The following is a 19,868-nucleotide window of genomic DNA, read 5'->3' as shown; positions in this document are numbered from 1 at the left end:
CTTGCAGTTCAAACCAAGCGGCGAGGCTGAATTCACCGCGGAACAACTGACCGCGGGCGCTTCGCTTCAAACCCCGTCTTCTAGCGGAGAGGGATTGGGATGAGGGTACGTCTGCGAAGCAGCAGATCGATTCGCAGGCCTCAGGCCAGGCTCTGCCGGTAACGGTCCTTCTCTGCGCTCAGCGCGACTTCGGCGCGCAGAAATACCTGGCCGATCGGCTCGTCCGGGCCAGCGGATTGCGCTTGGCCCAACAAGACGGTCAGGCCCAGCGCATGTTGTTGCTGGGCGATCTCGCGCAGGCTTTGCAAGGTGCGCTCGGCGTCGGGGCCGCACAGCACGGCGATGAATTCCGCACTGTCGGTGACACGGTCGATGCTGTTGCCTGGCCCCTGCACCAGTGCTGCAAGGGCCTGGTCGAGCTGCTGCAGGTTGCGCCCGAGCAAACGTTCGCTCTGGCGCTCGGCCAGTGCGGCCAATTCCTGCACTTCCAGAATCACCAGGTGATAGCCCGTGTCTGCGACGGCCTGGCTGGCGACCGGGGCAACCGGCTGCAGGATGGCGTCGCGCTCGAGTTGCAGCTCGCGCTTGCGCTCGTCGAGCAGACGCATGGCCACCCGTGCAAGCGCCTGCAGGCCGGTGCGCTGCAGCTCGGTGAGCGTGCGTGGCTCGGTGTCGAGCACGCAGACCGTGCCCAACGCCACACCATCGGAAGTGACCAGCGGCATGCCGGCATAGAACCGCGCGCCGGTGTCGCCGGTGACCACCGAAATATCGGCAAATCGCGTGTCCTTGCGCAGGTCCGGCACTTCCATCAGTTGCTCGGGGCTGCGGATGGCGTGGTCGCACACTGCCTGGCTCCGTTCGGTCTGCTGCAGGCCCAGACCCAGCTGCGCCTTGAACCATTGGCGGTCGCGGTCCACCAGCGACATCAGCGCGATGGGTGTGTCGCACAGGGACGCGGCAACCTGCACGACGTCTTGATAAGTGTCCTCCGGCAGGCTGTCGACGATGCGATAGCCATCCAGGACCTGTTGGCGAGAGGCTTCGTCAGCTACGGGCATGTCTTTCATCGAATAAGCCAGGCAAGCGCGAACGCGAAAGCGGCAAGCATACCGGCAGCGCCGGTAATGCGGCGTGGATGCCGCCCTGCGGACAGCGCGAGGTGAGACGCCAGCGCCGCGTGCTGGCAGCGACCGCATGGGTCGTGTTTGCGAGGCGATCAGGCAGGGGATCGGGCAGGGCCACGATGGCGAACGACAGGCGAGGTGTTCGACATGCGCTGCGTGTAACGCACGCTGGCGAATGCGCCTGGACCATCTGCACCACACATTGCATGGTGCCGGCGGTGTCCACCCGGCAGTTGCGCGCCAGGGTCATCGCTGTTTCAACACGACGCGCACGAAGCACGCCCTGCTGTGTCCTTGCTGCTGTCGAGCACGCCTGCAGGCAGCGATCACAGGGCAGCAGGTGCATGTGCGTTGCTGCTGTAGCGCCGCAGCCACGCGGGGGAATACTGCGGTGGCGACGAGCATTCGGGCAGCGACTGACGCGCCGAACCACCACACGCTGCATCAAACATGACCCCTGCCCGCACCGGCCACGCTGCGTGCAGCAGCGCAGCCGGTGTGGCAGGTGCGATCAGCGCTTGACCGGCTTGCCGTCCACGTCCAGCACCTGCACGTCACCCAGCTTGAGCGCACGGACGGGAGCTTCGATCTTCTTCAGGTCGCCGACGATCACCCAGGTCATCGCCTCCGGCTTGATGATTTCCTTGATGGCCTTCTGCGCGGCCGGCTGGTCGATCGCTTCCAGGCGCGGCTTAAGCGTCTGCACGTAGTCGTCGGGGCGGTCGAACTGCACGATGCCCTCGATCGCCCCGAGCACCGCGCCGGTGGTTTCGAAGCTGCCGGGCAGGGCGCGGATGCGCTGGTTCTTGATCTTCTCGATCTCGTCGGTGGTCAGCGGCTTGTCGCCGATGATGGCGGTGGCTTCCTTGAAGATCTCGTTGGCCGATTCGGCGGTCTTGTCGGTCTGCACCGGTGCCGAGAACAGGTAGGGCCGCTGGCCCTGCGCATCCATCATGCGGGTGCCGGCGCCGTAGGCCCAGCGCTTGTTTTCGCGCAGGTTCATGTTCAGGCGCGAGGTGAAGGTGCCGCCGAAGGCGCCGTTGGCCACACCAATGGCCAGGTTGTCCGGCGCCTTGGTGGACGGAGCCAGCAAGCTGGCCAGGATCACCGATTGCGGCGCATCCGGGCGGTTGATCAGGTACACGCGCGGCTTGCGCTGGGCGGCGACGTTGGCCAGGTTCTTCTTCGGCAACGCCGTGGTCGGGACCTTCCAGTCGCCGAAGGTGGCATCGAGCTGGGGAATGATCTGCGCCAGCGTGGTGTCGCCGGCCACCAGGATGCGCAGGTTGTCCGGACGTAGCCACTGGCTGTGGAAATTCTGCAGATCATGCGCGTTGAGGCTCTTGATCGCCGCCTCGGTCCCGCTACCGGTGAGCGGGATGCCGTACGGGTGCTGGTTGCCGAACAGCAACGGCGGCAGCGCCCGCAGCGCCAGGCTGTTGGGCTGGGTCTTTTCCTGCGCGATGCCGGACAGCCACTGGCCGCGGACGCGTTCGATGTCGGCAGCCTTGAAGGCTGGATTGCGCACGATATCGGAGAACAACTGCAGCGAGGGCTGCAGCTGGTCGTTGAGCGCGTCCAGCGAGGCGCTGCAGCTGTCCAGATCGCAGCCGACCGCCGTGATCGCACCCAGGCGCTGGCGGCGCTGCGCCACTTCCACCGAGTCCAGCGCGGTGGTGCTTTCGTTCATCAGCGCGGCACTGAAGCTGGCGGTGCCGAGCTTGTGGCCCTGGTCGGCGGCGTAGCCGGCGTCGAACAGCAACTCCACCTGGGTGACCGGGATGGTGTGGCGCTCGGCCAGGATCACCTCGATGCCGTTCTTCAACTTGCCGCGCTGCAGCTTCGGAAAGCTCAGGTCCGGGAATCGATCGGTCTGCGGCACGCCCTTGCTGCGGTCCAGCGTGGAGGCGGTGACCTTGAACGCGCCCGCGGCCGGCAGCTTGGGCGCCGGCTTGCCGGGTTCTTCGCCACGTGCCACCACCGCCTTGTCTTCGGCGGCCGGGTCGAAGTCCTTGCCGGCCGGCAGCACGGTGAGCAGGTAATCGCCCTTGCCGAACCATGTGGCCGAGGCCCGCTTGACGCTGTCGGCGGTGGCGGCCTGGGCACGCTGCAGATCCTTCTTGTAGGCGCCCGGGTCGCCGCGATAGACCTGGCCCTCGGCCAGGATCACCGCCTTGCCGGTGAAGCCGCCGACCTTTTCCAGCCCGCGCACGAAGCCGGCGCGGTAGACCACCTGCGCGCGCTGCAGTTCGTCGGCGGTGGGGCCCTGGGCGATGAACTTCTTGAGTTCTTCGTCGATGATCGCCTCGACCTTGGCCGGGTCCACGCCGTCCTTCACGTCGGCCTGGATCTGCATCTGGCTGGACAGCGCGAACGGCTGCACCGAGGCGGAGACGTCGTCCACCAGGTTGTCCTGGTAGACCAGGCGCTGGTACAGCCGCGAGGTCTTGCCGCCGCCGAGCACGGTGGTGGCCAGATCCAGCTGGATGAGGTCGTCGGTGCCCAGCTGCGGTGCAACCCAGGTGCGGTAGATGCGCGGCTGCGAGACATGGTCGTGCTGCACGCCGCGCTTTTGTGTTGCCAGCGGGGTCACCCACGGCTGCTGGCGTGCCACCGGCTTGCCGGACGGGATATCGCCGAAGTACTGCAAGGCCTTGGCGCGCGCCTGCGCCACGGTGATGTCGCCGGCCAGCACCAGGGTGGTGTTGGCGGCGCCGTAATTGTCGTTGAACCACTGTTTGACGTCCGCCAGCGAGGCCGCGTCCAGATCTTCCATCGAGCCGATGGTGTCGTGCTGGTAGGGGTGGTTGGCCGGGAACAGGTTGGACAGGATGTTCTGGTCCACACGGCCATACGGGCGGTTCTCGCCCTGGCGCTTTTCGTTCTGCACCACGCCGCGCTGGGTATCGAGTTCCTGCTGGCCGATCGCGCCGAGCAGGTGGCCCATGCGGTCCGATTCCAGCCACAGCGCGGTATCCAGCGCGGTGGTCGGCACGGTCTCGAAATAGTTGGTGCGGTCGAACCAGGTGGTGCCGTTCATGTCGGTGGTGCCGACCTTTTCCAGCGGCGCGAAGAAGCTGCCCTTGTTGTTCTCCGAGCCGGAGAACATCAGGTGCTCGAACAGGTGCGCAAAGCCGGTCTTGCCGGCCGGCTCGTCGCCGGAGCCGATGTGGTACCAGATGCTCACCGCCACCACCGGCGCCTTGTGGTCTTCGTGCACCACCACGGTCAGGCCGTTGGGCAGGGTGAAGCGGGTATAGGCGATGTCGGGAATGGCGCTGCTGGCCGCGCTCTTGGACAGGCTGGCCGGGGCGGCCGCGACGGCGGGGGCAACGGAACCGGCAGCGACGCCAAGCACACCGGCGATCAACAGGGACAGCGGACGCAGCATGTGACACTCCAGGACAGGGCAATCGGCCGAGGGTAGTGGCTGCTTGCCGGCGCCGCAAATGCGGATGGGCAGGGAACTGGCCTGGCGTCTGGCCGCGTTCAGTGCCGGGCAGGCGCCAGCGCGGGGCTCGCCAGCGCATTGCCACGGCGCGACGGCCAGGCGAACGCAAGCGCCAGCCTCAAGTTGCCCGTCGCCTCGCCGTTACCTGGGTCGACCTATCTTGACCAGACGCCGCCTGCCGATCACCCCATGACCGACCTGTTGCCGCCCGTGCCGATTCCCGTCGACGACGCCTTGCGCGTGGACGCGGTGCGCCGGCTGCGCGTGCTGGACACCGAGTCCGAGGCCGAATTCGACGATATCGCCTGGCTGGCGACGCACGTCACCGGCGCCACGATGGCGCTGGTGTCGCTGCTGGATGCCGATCGCCAGTGGTTCAAGGCGCGTTGCGGCACCGATCTGGAAGACACACCACGCAGCGCCTCGTTTTGCGCCCACGCGATCATGGGCACCGAGTTGATGGAAGTGCCCGATGCCGAAGCCGACCCGCGCTTCGTCAACAACCCGTTGGTGATCGCTGCCCCCGGCGTGCGCTCGTATGCCGGGGTGCCGTTGATCGGGCGCGAAGGCTACGCCTACGGCACCTTGTGCACGCTCAGCACCCAGCCGCGCGTGCTCGACGACAGCCAGAAGCAGGCCCTGATCCGCCTGGCACGCCAGGCCGTCAATCAGTTGGAAGCACGCCGCGACCGGCTGGACGCGCAGGCGCAGCAGCAGACCTTGAGCATGTTGCTGGAAGCCATGCCCGACGGCGTGGTGGCCTGCGGCACCGACGGCTTGCTGCGCGAGTTCAATCACGCCGCCCGGCAATGGCATGGCACCGACCCGCGCGTGCTGCCACCGGCGCAATGGGCGCTGCATTTCGATCTGTACACCGCCGATGGCAACAGCCTGCTGCCCACCGAGGAAATCCCGCTGCTACGTGCCTGGCGTGGCGAACACGTACGCAACGCCGAACTGTTGATTCGCGCCACCAACCAGCCGCCGCGCAGCGTGCTCTGCAATGCGGATCCGGTCATCGGCGACAAAGGCACGGCATGGGGCGCGGTGTGCGTGATGCACGACATCACCCAGCTCAAGGATGCTTCGGCCGCACTGGCCGGCGAACGCGCGCGCCTGCAGGCACTGGTGGACGCCTCGCAGGACGTGGCCATCATGGCATTCGACCCGCAGGGCCGTCTGGAACTCTTCAATCCCGGCGCCGAGCGCCTGCTCGGTTACCGTGCCGACGAGGTGCTGGGCACCTGCCCGGCACAGTTCCATCTGCCGGCCGAACTGGAGCGGCACATGGCGACGCTGGCGTTGTCGCCTCCCTCGTATCTGAAGCTGGCTGCCGCGGCGGCTGGCGATGTGCTGGCCGAAGAACTCTGGACGCTGGTACGCAAGGACGGCGATCTGCGTCGCGTGCGCCTGTGCTTCAACGTGATCCACGATGCGCAGCAGGGTCTGGCCGGGTACCTCGCGATGGCCATCGACGTCACTGCCGAATTGCAGGCGCAAGCGGCCGCGCAGCTGGCTGCCGAACGTTTCATCGGTGCATTCGAAACCGCGCCCCAAGGCATGGCCATCGTGTCGCTGGAAGGTGACTGGCGTGACGTCAATCCGGCGCTGTGCGGCATCCTGGGCTATGCGCGCGAGCAATTGCTGCGCACCACCTTCAAGCAGATCACCCATCCCGACGATCTGGAGATGGACCTGCAATTGGTCCAGGACCTGATCGACGGCAAACGCGACAGCTACAGCCTGGCCAAGCGCTACATCAGCCAGCAGGGCGCGGTGATCTGGGCGCAGCTGTCGGTGTCGCTGGTGCGCGATAGCAGCGGTGCGCCGGTGCATTTTGTTTCGCAGATCCAGGACGTGACCGAGCGCCATGTCGCCGCCGAACGCCTGGCCGAAAGCGAAGCGCGGCTGCGGGCCATCAGCGACGCCACGCCCACCCTGGTTGCCCAGTTCGATGCCGAGCAGCGCTACCTGTTCGCCAATGAAGCGCATCGCCACTGGCTGGGCGTGGAGCCTGCCAGCCTGGTCGGTCGCCACATTACCCAGGTACTGGGCGAAGACCTCAGCACTGCAGCGCGCGCTGCGCTGGCACAGGCGGTGGCCGGGCAGCGCGCAAGTTTCGAACATCTCCTGGGCGGCGGCAGCACGCCGCGCGACGTGGAAGTCACCCTGGTGCCCGAAACGCAGACTGCCACGCCCACGCAGGGCTTTTTCCTGATGGCGCACGATGTCACTGCGCACAAGACCCTGCACCGCCTGATGCACGAGCGCGCCACCCGCGATGCCTTGACCGGCCTGCCGAACCGGCAAGCGTGGTCTGAAGCGTTGCAGGTGGCGGTTGCGCAGGCGCAACAGCAGCAACGCGCGGTGGCCGTGATGTTCCTGGATCTGGACGGCTTCAAGCGCATCAACGATGTCTACGGTCACCGTGCCGGCGACGCGGTGCTGGTGGCGTTCGGCAGCTGCCTGCAACGCGCGGCGGGCGAGCGCTATCTGGTGGCGCGTCTGGCCGGCGATGAATTCGTCGTGTTGCTGGACGGGTTGGAAGATGCGCAGGCCGAATGTGCTGCGGTGGCAGAGCGTATCCGCACGCTTGCCGCGCAAGGCGCCACGTTCGGCGATGAGCATCTGCCGATCCAGCCCAGCATCGGTGTGGCCTGGCAACACGGCGCACAGGCCGAGGCGTCCAGCTTGATGCATGCCGCCGACGAGGCGATGTATGCAGCCAAGCGCGCGCGGCAGCCAGAGGGGCAAGCGCCTCGCTCTTAGGCGTGGTTGGGCTGAGGGTGCAGGACAGCGCATGCGCACTGGCGGAGGCTGCTTACTGCTGCTGTTAGGTGCAATCGCACATCGCAAGCCGCAAGCCGCAAGCCGCAAGCCGCAAGCCGCAAGCCGCACAGCACACAGCACACAGCACACAGCACACAGCCAGTGCCTGATTGCGTGACAGCGGGCGTAGGATCAGCGTGGTAACCAAAGGTTGCGGGCAGTCGTCAGGCAGTTGGACGACGCAGAGCACACAGATTGCCCACGCCACTGGGCGATCGCGCGGCACAGTCTCGCCCGGAAAACGCCGTGTCCGCATTGCAAAAAGGCACCGATACGCGTCCCTGCCTGGAGAATGCGCGAGAGAGCGCGCCGAAACCGACCATGGCACGTCGTACGCCGCTGTTGGTGCTCAGGTACACGGTTCAGTCGCTTTACAGCAATACACCCACGCGTCGCGCAGGCTGGCGATGGCGGGTTCGACCCGCGATTGCGGCGGACCCAGGCGCGGACGCATGGCAGATGGCGGTGGCGTGTCCCGATCCGGAAACTTCAATCTCCATCATCGCTGCAGATGCCACCGACATCGCCTGCCGCACAGGAGCGAGCGCTCGTGTGCATGGCAGGCGATATCGCTCACGCCCGCAGCCTGTGGTCGTGCGCAGCTTGCTGGCTGGCCACCGGCTTCGTCGCGGCAAGCACGTTCGCTGCGCTGCTTGCCTGAGGCTGGCCGGCATCGGATGTCAGTCGGAACACCGCCACCGCGCGTGCCAGGTCCGCGGCCTGGTCTTCCAGGCTGCGTGCGGCTGCCGTGGCTTCTTCCACCAGTGCTGCGTTCTGTTGGGTCATTTCATCCAGCTGCATCACGGTGGTGCTGACCTGCTCGATACCGGCGCTCTGTTCGGTGCTGGCGGCGGTGATCTCGGCCATGATGTCGGTCACGCGCTTCACCGAGCTGACCACCTCGGTCATGGTGCTGCCGGCCTGTTGCACCAGGCCCGAGCCCTGTTCCACCTTTTCCACCGAGTCGGAAATCAGCTGTTTGATTTCCTTGGCTGCACCGGCCGAACGCTGCGCTAGTGCACGCACTTCCGTCGCCACCACCGCAAAGCCGCGGCCCTGTTCGCCGGCACGTGCAGCTTCCACCGCTGCGTTCAGTGCCAGGATATTGGTCTGGAACGCGATGCCGTCGATCACTCCGATGATGTCGGAAATGCGCGCCGATGCCTGGGTGATCGCCTGCATGGTGATGACCACGTCCTGCACCACGCGCCCGCCGCTTTCGGCGACGTCGCCGGTGCCCTTGACCAGCTGATTGGCCTGGCGCGAGTTGTCGGCATTCTGGCGCACGGTGGAGGTCAGTTCTTCCATCGAGGCGGCGGTTTCTTCCAGGTTCGCAGTCTGGTTCTCGGTGCGCGTGGACAGGTCGGCGTTGCCGCTGGCGATCTCGCCGGCAGCGGTATTGATCATCTCGGCCGAATGCTGGATGCCCTGCACGATGCTGGTGAGTTGGATCGCAGTGCGGTTGGCGGCATCGGCCAGGCGACCGAACGCGCCTTCGTAGTGCGACTCCACGCGCTGCGACAGATCGCCATCGGCGATCGCGGCCATGATGCGGCCCACATCGTCCAGGCCGGCATCGGCCTGCTGCATCAAGCGGTTCAGTGCCTGCACCATTTCCGCAAACGCGAACTGATAATGCGATTGATCGCCACGTGCGGAGAAATCGCCGCGCGCAGCTGCATCGGCCAGGCGCGCGATGTCGCTGTTGATCGCAGACAGATTCTCTTTCACCGTGTCCAGCGCCTGATGCAGGGCAGCGCGCTGGCCGGGCAGGCGACGCATGTCGCGGCGCAGATCGCCACGGCCGTAGTCGCTCATCACGTCCATCGCTTCGTTGATGGCGTCCAGGTGTTCGAACACCACCGTGTTGACGCCGTGCGCCAGCGTGCCGTAGTCGCCGGGGAAATCTTCCGGAATGCGGTGCGCGATGTTCTCGCCCTGCTGCAGCCGGATCATGGTCTGCATCTCGCCGTTGAAACGCTGCAGCTGGGTCTGCATCTGCTGCATGCTGTGCATCAGCTGGCCGGTTTCATCGCGCGATTCCACGCGGATGTCGTTGTCGAAGCGGCCCGAGGCGATGGCTTCGGCAGTGCGCGAGGCGGCGCGCAGCGGCGCAGCCATGGCCGAGGCGATCAGCCAGCACAGGCCGATCACCAGCGCCACCAGGGCGCCACCGATCAAGGTCAGGGTGCGCGTGAAACCCGAGGCCTGCACCTGAATATCTTCGGCATAGACGCCCATCACCAGCACCCAGTTCCAGGCCGGAAAGGTCTTGGCATAGCTGATCTTCGGCAGCTGTTCCTTCTTGCCCGGCTTGGGCGCATCGTAATAGCTGAAGCCGTCGCCGCTATCGATGGCGGTCTTGATGTCGCGATACACGTATTGACCGGCATCGCTCTTGTAGTCGGTCATGTCGGTGCCGACCGGGCGCTTGGGATGCATCAGGATGCGCATCTGCGGGTCGACGATGAAGAAGTAATCCACCCCGTCGTTGGTGCGCATGTCGGCCAGCGTGGTGCGGGCGGCTTCTTTGGCCTGCTCAAGGCTCAGTTCGCCGGCTTTGACCTTGTCGGCATAGTGCTGCATCACCGTCAGGCCCATCTCCACCTCGGTCTTGACGCTGAGCTTGCGCGCCTCCACCAGATCCAGATATTGCAGACGTGCGGCGGCCATCGCCAGCAGGATCACGCCCACTGTCAATAGCGTGCACAACAGGACGAACTTTCGGGTGAGCGGGAGATTGGCAACAGAACGACGCAGGAGGGAAACGACAGGCATGACAACGACATCCAGAACGCGCGCACGGCGCTACATCATGGATAGCGGATGATTCACATGCAGGTTGAATGCTAACTGCGGCAGCGTCCGCTCAGGCGATGCAACAACGTGCCAATGCAATGTCGGAGCGCACCGGCCGCGACAAGACGTTAGCCATAGCGTTTCTCTGGCCCGCGCGCTGCGACGCAGGCGTTCGCAACGGTCCATCGATGCGACGGCGGACACGCACTGCGTGCCCGCCGCCTTGCATCAACTTGCTGCGCAGAAGCCGAACTCGGCCGTTGCACCGGGCGCCAGCGTGCGGTTGAAGTCCACGCCGCTGGCCTGGAGGGTGGTGCCGCTCTGTGACCAGGTGACGTTCCAGGCGTTGTTGACGGTGCCGGTGACTGTCAGCGAGATCGACCAGTTGCCGCTGACGGTGCCGGTATTGGTGACCTGCACGCGGTTGCAGTAGCCACCGTTCCAGGTGCTGTCCCGGATCACCTTGGTACTGAAGCCCGCGCTTGGCGTCGGCGTCGGCGTTGGTGTGGGAGTGGGGGTCGGCGTGGGTGTCGGTGTGCTGTTGCTGGCCGTTCCCCACAGCGTCCGCAACAAGGTCATCTTGTCTTCGCGCACGCTGATCCAGTCGTCGCGCAGGATGCCGCCGGTATCGCCGCTATTGGGGTTCCACGACCAATAGAAGCCTTCGTTGATGCCCTTGCTGCGCAGGTACTTCACCAGCGCGTCCTGCCAGACCTTGTCGCGCGCATCGCCTTCGCCGTACTTGCCGCCGAATTCGCCAAGCAGCAGCGCGTGATTGCCGGCAAACTGGCCGAAATGGCGGTCCCAAATCGCGGGCATGTTGTTGGGGAAGTTGCTGTCGTTGAAGTACGACTGCACGAACACGTCCGGGCCGTACACATGCGGTGCCAGCAACAGGCGGTTGGCCGGAATGTTCAATGGGGTGCAGGCCAGCGGCTGCAGGCTGCCACCCCAGAAGATGCCGCCATTGGTCGAACACGCCGGGTTGTCGGTGATGCCTTCCACCGCAATGATCCACTTCGGCGCCACCGCAAGCACAGCGGCAGAACCGCGCTCGGCGGCCTTGTTCCAGTCGGTGGCGGCGTTGCCGGTGCCCCAGGTGGCGGCGCCGTGCGGCTCGTTCTTCAGATCCACGCCGATCACGCTCGGCACGTTCTTGTAGCGGTTGGCGACAAAGCGCAGGTCGTCCAGCCATTGCGCTTCGGAATACGTGCTGGTGTACCACAGCTCGGAAATCGCCGCGCAATCGGGCGTGTGGTGATCCAGCAGCACATACATGCCGCGTGCGTTGAATTCGTTGATCACCTTGTCGAGGATCTGCAGCGAGGTCAGACCCTGCAGATCGGCGTTGCGGCTGTAATCAATGCTGCTGGGCATCTGGCCGCTACGCAGCGTAGCCGGGCAAAACGGCAGGCGCACCGCGTTGAAGCCCAGGCCCTGCATCTGGTTGATCATCTCCTTCCAGTTGCGCGCCCACAGGCCATGCATGACATGGTTGCCGGTCTCGAAGCCGAACACGTTGACGCCCTTGAGCTGAACCACTTTGCCGTTGTCGTCGACGATCTTGTTGTTGCTGACCGAATAGCTGAAAGCCGGTGCGGCGGTGAGCGCTAACATCGTTGCCAATGCGAGCGTACTTGCAGCCCTGAAGATGGACATGGTGGTCTCCTTGGATGACCGAGCCCGACAGCCGGGCGCGGTGAGGGGGCATCTTGGTCTTCGGCTGCGTTGTGTGGCGTGACCGCTGCCACAGAAGAGCGCAGCGGCGGACCGATCACACGCAAGCTGCGGGCGAGGTCGCTTTCCCGCACACTATCGATGCTGCGTGCTGCGTGCTGCGTGCTGCGTGCTGTCTGCAGGCTGTCCTCTTTGTCCCCCGGAGTGTCTCTCAATGTCTTTGTTGCGTGCCGAAATGGCGCAATGGCGCGCCTCCCCCGCGCGCGAACTCATGGCCGGTGCGGTCGCCACATTTGCGCTGATTCCCGAAGTGATTGCGTTCGCCTTCGTCGCCGGGGTGGATCCGCAGGTGGGCCTGTTCGCATCCTTCGTGATCGGCATCGTGATTGCGTTTTGTGGGGGGCGGCCGGCAATGATTTCTGCTGCGGCCGGCTCGGTGGCGCTGGTGGCTGCACCGCTGGTGGCCGCGCACGGGCTGCCATATCTGCTGGCCGCCGGCTTGCTCGCTGGCCTGGTGCAGATCCTGTTCGGGTTGTTGCGGCTGGGCGTGCTGATGCGGTTTGTCAGCAGTTCGGTGCGCACCGGTTTCGTCAACGCACTGGCCGTGCTCATCTTCGCGGCGCAAATGCCGCATCTGCTCGGCGCCAACCTGACCACCTGGGTCATGCTGGGCGCAGGTCTTGCCATCATCTACGGCCTGCCGCGTCTGCGTCTGCCGGGGCTGTCGGCAATTCCATCGCCCTTGCTGTGCATCCTGTTGCTCAGCGTGGCCGGCACTGCGCTGCATCTGCCGCTCAAGACGGTGGCCGATCTGGGCAAGCTGCCCAACGCGCTACCGTTCCTGCAATGGCCGGCGGTGCCGTTGACGCTGGAGACGCTGCGCATCATCGCGCTGCCGGCGCTGGCCATTGCCATGGTGGGCCTGCTCGAGTCGATGATGACCGCGCGCGTGGTCGATGAACTCACCGATACGCCCAGCAACAAGAACCGCGAATGCACCGGGCTGGGCATCGCCAATGCAGCGGCCAGCCTGTTCGGCGGCATTGCCGGCTGCGGCATGATCGGGCAAACCGTGGGCAACGTGAAATACGGCGGCCGTGGCCGGCTGTCCACGTTGTTCGCCGGCGTGTTCCTGCTGGTGCTGATGGTGCTGCTCAAGCCGTGGGTGTCGCAGGTGCCGGTGGTGGCGTTGGTGGCGATCATGGTGATGGTGTCGGCGGAGACCTTCGACTGGCGCTCGCTGCGCACCGTGGTGACCCACCCGCGCACCTCCAGCGTGGTGATGCTGGCCACCGTGGCGGTCACGTTGTTTACGCACAACCTAGCGGCAGGTGTAGCGGTTGGCGTGCTGCTGAGCGGGGTGTTCTTCACCTTCAAGGTGGCCGGGCTGCTGCAGATCGCGCATGTCGATGGCGCGGACGGGGTGCGCACCTACAGCGTGCGCGGGCAGGTGTTCTTTGCCTCGGCCGATGTGTTCATCGACGCCTTCGACGCACGCGAGGTGCCCGGCCGCGCAGTGGTGATCGATGTCGGCCGCGCGCACTTCTGGGACATCACCGCGGTGGCGGCACTGGACAAGGTGGTGCAGCGTTTGCGCCATCATGGTCTGGAAGTGCAGGTGAAAGGCTTGAATGCCGGCAGCCGACGCCTGATGCAGCGGCATGCCCTGGGCGAAGACGCGCTGGAATCGTCGCTGCCCTAGGCGGCGGAATGCGCCTGGCACGCATGCGGGGCGTCATGCCGGGCTGTGCGTGCGCTGAGCGCGGTGGCGAACCAATTCAAGTTCCGGCGGGCGACGCCGATGATTCGGCATCCTCATTGCCGGTCGTCGCTGTGATGCCAGTGGGTTTCAACCCGAGATATGTGCCTGCGTGCCAAGCCCGGCACTGCGGGTTCGTGTCCGCCCGCCGGAGGGCGCAGCCATGACCAACACGCCGTTGCTGGAACGGATGGTGGACCTGACCGCCATCCGCGATGCGGACCTGCTCGATCTGAGCCTGTTGCGCACCGTGCGCGAGGTCTGCGCGGCCGAAGAACTTTCGCTGCTGCGCATCGCCCCGGACAGCAACAGCATCGCCGAAACGCGCCTGCGCGACGACGGCCGGCTGGCGCTGACGGTGGCCGAGATCCACGATGCGCGCACGCGCATCCAGCTGGCCCAGGTGCATGGGCCGGGCGATGTGGTGCAACTGCACGAAGACGGCCGCGCCTTGCTGGTCTACCCGACGATGGAGGCGCGCGGCATCCGGACCTGCCTGCGAGTGGGCGGGACGCGTATTCCCGGCGTGGCCGAGCAAGCGATGCTGCAGGGCTTTGCGCGCTTCTTCCAGAACTACCGCAGCCTGCTCGACGACGCCCAGCGCGACGCGCTGACCGGCCTGCGCAACCGCAAGACGTTCGACGAGCTGATCTTGCGGCTGTTTGCCGGGGGTGCCGACTCTGCCGCAGAGCAGGGCGTGTGGCTGGGCATCGTGGACATCGATCACTTCAAGCGCGTCAACGACACCTTCGGGCATCTGTATGGCGACGAGGTGGTGCTGCTGGTCGCGCAGCTGATGCAGCGTGCGTTTCGCCAGGACGACCTGCTGTTCCGCTTCGGCGGCGAAGAGTTCGTGATCGTGTTGCGCGGCGTGGACCGCGACACGGCCGTGCATCTTTTCGAGCGATTCCGCCTGGCCGTGGCCGAGCACCTGTTCCCGCAAGTGGGGCAGGTCACGCTCAGCACCGGCATCGTCGCACTGACCCACGGCCGGCTGATCAGCGAAATGCTGGACGAAGCCGACAAGGCGCTGTACTGGGCCAAGCAGAACGGCCGCAATCGCGCGGCGGTGTATGCCGAGCTGATTGCCGGCGGGCACTTGCAGCAGGTTGCGCAACCGGTGGGCAGCATCGATCTGTTCTAGGCGGCAGCGCGGCGCTGAAGCAGGCCAGAGCTGTTTGCCGTGGATGCAGACACGGCGCTTCTGCAGCACTTGTCGCACTCGCATCGCAGGCATCGCAGGCATCGGCTCAGCTGCAGGTATCGGCCCGCATGCGATGCTGGCTACACTCCAGGGCTATCCAAGATCTGGGGTGTGCAATGAAGCGAGTTGCCGTAGGACTTCTGGCGATGGCGGTCTCGACCGCACTGATGGCGGCCACGCCGAGTTTCGATGGCGCGCGCATCTCGCGCGACGTCAAGGAACTGGCCTCCGACGCCTATGAAGGCCGCGGCCCGGCCACGGCCGGTGAAGAAAAGACCATTGCTTACCTGAGCAAGCAGTTCGCCGAAGCCGGTCTGCTGCCGGGCGGCGATCTGGCCAATGGCAAGCGCGCCTGGACCCAGGCGGTGCCGTTGCGGCGCGCCGATATCGTCGGCACGCCGACCATTGCCGTGCAGAACGCCGGCAAGCCGCAAGCGCTGACCCAAGGCAGGCAAATCGCCATCCGTGCCGCGCTGGATGGCTCATCCAAGGTGGAGATCGCCAACGCGCCGCTGGTGTTCGTCGGCTACGGCGTCAAGGCGCCCGAGCGCAACTGGGACGATTTCAAGGGTGTGGACCTGAAGGGCAAGATCGCGGTGGTGCTGATCAACGAGCCGGACTTTGAAACCGGCAAGGGCGACTTCGACGGCACCGGCATGACCTACTACGGCCGCTGGACCTACAAGTACGAAGAGGGCGCGCGCCAGGGCGCACTCGGCGTGCTGGTGGTGCACGAAACCGCGCCTGCCTCGTACGGCTGGGACACGGTGGCCAGCTCCAACACCAACACCATGTTCGACGTGGTGCGCGACAACCCGCGCAGCGCGCATCCCACGCTGGAAGGCTGGATCCAGCGCGATCTGGCCACCGAGCTGTTCAAGCACGCCGGCCTGGATTTCGAGACCTTGAAGAAGCAGGCGCAGACGCGCGATTTCAAGCCGGTCGAGCTCAAGGATCAACGTTTGAGCGCCCGCTACCAGGTCAAATCCGACGTGATCACCTCGCACAACGTGGTGGCGCGGCTGGAAGGCAGCAAACACCCGAACGAGACGCTGATCTACAGCGCGCACTGGGATCATATTGGCGTGGGCAAGCCGGATGCACGCGGCGACACCATCTTCAATGGTGCATTGGACAATGCCAGTGGCACCGCCGCGCTGCTGGAGCTGGCGCGTGGTTTCGCCAAGGGACCAACGCCTGAGCGCTCGGTGGTGTTCCTGGCCGTCACCGCTGAAGAAAAGGGCCTGCTGGGCTCGGAGTTCTACGCCTCCAAGCCGCTGTACCCGCTGGATACCACGGTGGCGGTGATCAACATGGACGGCATGAATCCGTTCGTGCCCTCGCGCGACTTCGGCATCTACGGCACGGCGAAACTCGAACTGCTCGATCAACTCAAGAGCGTGGCCGCGCAATCCAAGCTGCGTTACACGCCCGATCCCAAGCCGCAGGCCGGGTATTTCTTCCGTTCCGATCACTTCTCCTTCGCCAAGCGCGGCGTACCGGCGCTGTCGTATGCAGCCGGCCAGGATTGGGAAGTGGGCGGCGTGGCGGCAGGAAAGGCAGCCGCCGACGACTACACCGCCAAGCGCTATCACCAGCAAGGCGACGAATGGAAGCCGGATTGGACCTTCGCCGGCGCCGCCCGCGACCTGGGCGTGCTGTATGCACTGGGCCAGCAGCTGGCCGACTCGCGCCAGTGGCCGAACTGGAGCCAGGATTCGGAGTTCCGCGCCACCCGCGATGCCAGCGCGGCGGCACGCAAGTAAGGCCGGCGCACACCGCCATTGCGCCAGGACCAGGACGGCTGCCCTGGCGCAAAGCGGCGTGTGCCATCGCGACATGCCACTTTTGAAAGAGCCTCGCCTGACACGCGGCGCGTGCTGCTGGTTGTCGGTTACACCAGCCGGCGAGCGTAGTGTGCAATGTCTTCGCCAGTTACGGCATGGATGCCGCCATCGCGCCTCGGGATTGGATTCACCGCGTGTCCGCGCGCGGCGAGGGCACTGCGCACGCGACAGGCAGGCTTGAAGATCGCCGAGCGCTCGCACACGCGAACGCCCAGCATCTTCAGGTGGCTACTGACGAAGAGTGGAGTTGTCACGAGGCGAGTCTGCGCGTTGCTGCGGGGCCCTTGCCTTTCCACCATCGCAGGACGCATTGATCGCAGGACACATTGCAATTACGTCCTAGTAAGCCCCTTGGCGGCGTCCATGCCGCCAAGGGTCCCGCGCCGGTGGGCGGGCAAGGGCCAGTCGTGTCGTCGGTGCGTACGCTAAGGGCAAGCGCTCCATGTCGGGTTTTCAACGTATCGCCCGCTCGCTCCAGCCCCAGTCCTGCAACGACGTTCATTGATGCCTCGATCAAGCGGTTGCATCAGCAAACAAAGGCCACGTGTGCCGCGCCGCTTTCCTGGCCATCGATCAACTGCCTGGAGCGGCGAGGACGCCGCACGCTCGACCAATCACGCCGTTGCCGCAGGCCTTGAGAACCTCCGACCACCGCAACGTCTGGAATTCCAGGGTGTCTTCAGCGATTCACGGCGACCAACCGATCGCTTGCCCAGCCGGCTGACCGCATCGGCACGACGCAACGCCAATGCCCCGCCGCTGCAACCGATTGCACGCCATGGCACACCAATTGCAGCTCTCCTGCAGGATGGCCCGGCCAGCGGCCCGTGACAGCGTCTGCGCTAGGCTGCAATCTGTTGGGGTTGCGTTCGGTCGGTGCGGCGTAGTCTGCCGCGCGGTCCTCATGGGGGGAGGGCGAAGACCGTACGCGGCGTTCGTTCCTTTAACGGTCGATTCTTTAGGATGAGCTGCGAGGTGAGATTGCAGCCAGGAGAACTTGTGCATCGGAGTGGTTTCAGAGCGTCTTGGTCGTACACCGTCGGGCTCGCCCGTTCGGCCGCGTGCCAGGCAACATCGCACTGCATGGCGGGGATGGACCTCCCGTGTCAGCCCGCCCTGTCGTCCTCGCGCGACGGGCAGCCCTGATGGACGGCACCGTGACTCCTTCCCCGACAACGACTGCAGTGCCCCCCATTTCCGCCCTCGATGCCGGCACGCCCACGCTGCCGCCGGAAGCACCGTTGGCGATGCCCGAACAGAACCTGCGCGAAGGTAGCCTGCAGGTGCGCCACCAGCGCACGTCGCCGCCCGGCATCGGCGTGCGCCGCTTCTATTTGATCGGCGGCACCTTTGCCACCACCGCCATCGCCGTGTGGGTGATGCTCAGCGTGCTGTGGCCCGACGGCATCAGCGTGCTGGAAGGCTGCCTGCTCGGCCTGTTCGTGTTGCTGTTCGCCTGGATCGCCATGTCCTTCGCCAGCGCCGTGGCTGGCTTCGTCACCGTGGTGGCGCGCGCCGGCCGCAAGCTCGGCATCGACCCGGAGCAGCCCCTGCCTACGCTGCGCTCGCGCACCGCGTTGCTGATGCCCACCTACAACGAAGACCCGCGCCGCCTGCTGGCCGGCCTGCAGGCCATCTACGAATCGGTGGCCGAGACCGGCCAGTTGGAGCATTTCGATTTCTTCGTGCTCAGCGACACCACCCGCGAGCACATCGGCCGCGCCGAAGAGCTGGTCTACAACGCGTTGTGCGACCGCGTCGGCGGGCACGGCCGCATTTTCTACCGCCGCCGTGCCGACAACGCCGCGCGCAAGGCCGGCAACGTGGCCGACTGGGTGCGTCGCTTCGGCGGCAGCTACCCGCAGATGCTGATCCTGGACGCCGACAGCGTGATGACCGGCGACACCATCGTGCGGCTGGTCGCCGGTATGGAAAACAACCCGGACGTGGGCCTGATCCAGACCCTGCCGGCAGTGGTCAACGGGCAGACCCTGTTCGCCCGCATGCAGCAGTTCGGCGGGCGCGTGTACGGGCCGATCATCGCCTTCGGCGTGGCCTGGTGGCACGGCGCAGAGAGCAACTACTGGGGCCACAACGCCATCATCCGCACCCAGGCCTTCGCCGATCACGCCGGCCTGCCCTCGCTGCGCGGGCGCAAACCGTTCGGCGGGCATGTGCTCAGCCACGACTTTGTCGAAGCGGCGCTGATGCGGCGCGGCGGCTGGGCCATGCACATGGTGCCGTACCTGCAGGGCAGCTACGAAGAAGGCCCGCCCACGCTGACCGACCTGCTGATCCGCGACCGCCGCTGGTGCCAGGGCAACCTGCAGCACGCCAAGGTGGTGAGCGCCAAGGGCCTGCACTGGATCAGCCGCATGCACATGCTGATCGGCATCGGGCATTACTTCACCGCACCGATGTGGGGCCTGTTGATGCTGATCGGCATCGGCATTCCACTGGCCGGCGGCGGTATCGACCTGGCCGGCGACCTGCCGTTCTCGCCCGCCCGTTACTGGCACGGCAGCAGCCAGGGCAATGCGATCTGGATCTTCGTCTGCACCATGTTCGTGCTGCTGGCGCCCAAGCTGCTCGGCTACATCGCGCTGCTGCTCAGCCCGCGCGAACTGCGCGCCTGCGGCGGTGCCTTCCGCGCGGCAGTAAGCATCCTGCTGGAGACCGTGCTGGCCGCCCTGATGGCGCCGGTGGTGATGTACCTGCAGTCGCGCGGTGTGTTCGAGGTGCTGGCGGGCAAGGATTCGGGCTGGGATGCGCAGGTGCGCGACGACGGCAAGCTGTCGTGGCCGGCGCTGTTTCGCAGCTATGGCGGCCTGACCGTGTTCGGCCTGTTCATGGGTGCGGTGGCCTACGCGGTCTCGCCGGCGCTGGCCGCCTGGATGGGGCCGGTGATCGTCGGCATGGCGTTGTCGATCCCGGTGGTGGCGCTGACCTCGCTGCGTCGCACCGGCATGGCGCTACGCCGCGCCGGCATCTTCTGCATTCCCGAAGAGCTCGACCCGCCCAAGGTGCTGGTGCGTGCCTCCGAATTGCGCCGCGCCGCCGCGCTGGAACCGTCGCTGATCTGAGCGTGCATCGGCGCTGGCCTCGGTGGCCGGCGCTGTGGCGGCATCGCATGCGGCAGGCCGGTGGCGATCGGCGGGCCTCGAGCCTCTGGCGC

The 19,868-nt window shown here is 65.9% G+C and carries 9 protein-coding genes; 5 read left to right on the top strand and 4 right to left on the bottom strand.

All coding sequences use genetic code 11. The annotated features are described in order from the left end of the window. Positions 1-140: 140 nt before the first annotated feature. Positions 141-1,070: a GAF domain-containing protein gene (locus J7360_RS12035; protein ID WP_057661414.1), complete on the bottom strand. Its 930-nt coding sequence runs from the start codon at positions 1,068-1,070 to the stop codon at positions 141-143. A gap of 568 nt (positions 1,071-1,638) precedes the next feature. Continuing rightward, positions 1,639-4,518, bottom strand: a complete 2,880-nt coding sequence (locus tag J7360_RS12030) for a pitrilysin family protein (protein ID WP_209033921.1) — start codon at positions 4,516-4,518, stop codon at positions 1,639-1,641. A gap of 138 nt (positions 4,519-4,656) precedes the next feature. Between J7360_RS12030 and J7360_RS12025 the strand changes: the two genes are divergently transcribed. Beyond that, entirely contained in the window at positions 4,657-7,347 is a 2,691-nt protein-coding gene (locus J7360_RS12025; protein ID WP_343124459.1) for a PAS domain S-box protein, read from the top strand. A gap of 633 nt (positions 7,348-7,980) precedes the next feature. Here J7360_RS12025 and J7360_RS12020 read toward each other — a convergent pair. Further along, on the bottom strand, positions 7,981-10,167 hold the full coding sequence (locus J7360_RS12020; protein WP_057661474.1) for a methyl-accepting chemotaxis protein: 2,187 nt from the start codon (positions 10,165-10,167) through the stop codon (positions 7,981-7,983). A gap of 267 nt (positions 10,168-10,434) precedes the next feature. Continuing rightward, positions 10,435-11,865, bottom strand: a complete 1,431-nt coding sequence (locus J7360_RS12015) for a glycoside hydrolase family 5 protein (RefSeq protein WP_209033919.1) — start codon at positions 11,863-11,865, stop codon at positions 10,435-10,437. Between the two features lie 232 nt (positions 11,866-12,097). Here J7360_RS12015 and J7360_RS12010 point away from each other — a divergent pair, with 232 nt between their 5' ends. The 4 genes from J7360_RS12010 (at position 12,098) to mdoH (ending at position 19,776) form a co-directional block, all read left to right on the top strand. After that, positions 12,098-13,585, top strand: coding sequence for a SulP family inorganic anion transporter (locus tag J7360_RS12010; protein WP_057661422.1), 1,488 nt, complete (start codon positions 12,098-12,100; stop codon positions 13,583-13,585). A gap of 220 nt (positions 13,586-13,805) precedes the next feature. Continuing rightward, a complete protein-coding gene (locus J7360_RS12005) occupies positions 13,806-14,786 on the top strand; it encodes a GGDEF domain-containing protein (RefSeq protein ID WP_057661424.1) in 981 nt (326 codons plus the stop codon). Positions 14,787-14,962: 176 nt separating this feature from the next. After that, entirely contained in the window at positions 14,963-16,612 is a 1,650-nt protein-coding gene (locus J7360_RS12000; protein ID WP_209033917.1) for a M28 family metallopeptidase, read from the top strand. Between the two features lie 1,226 nt (positions 16,613-17,838). Then, on the top strand, positions 17,839-19,776 hold the full coding sequence (gene mdoH / locus J7360_RS11995; RefSeq protein ID WP_209033915.1) for a glucans biosynthesis glucosyltransferase MdoH: 1,938 nt from the start codon (positions 17,839-17,841) through the stop codon (positions 19,774-19,776). Positions 19,777-19,868 lie beyond the last annotated feature (92 nt).

Source organism: Xanthomonas sp. D-99, from assembly GCF_017746145.1.
Lineage (GTDB): Bacteria > Pseudomonadota > Gammaproteobacteria > Xanthomonadales > Xanthomonadaceae > Xanthomonas > Xanthomonas cissicola.
This window is presented reverse-complemented; position numbering and strand designations above follow the sequence as displayed.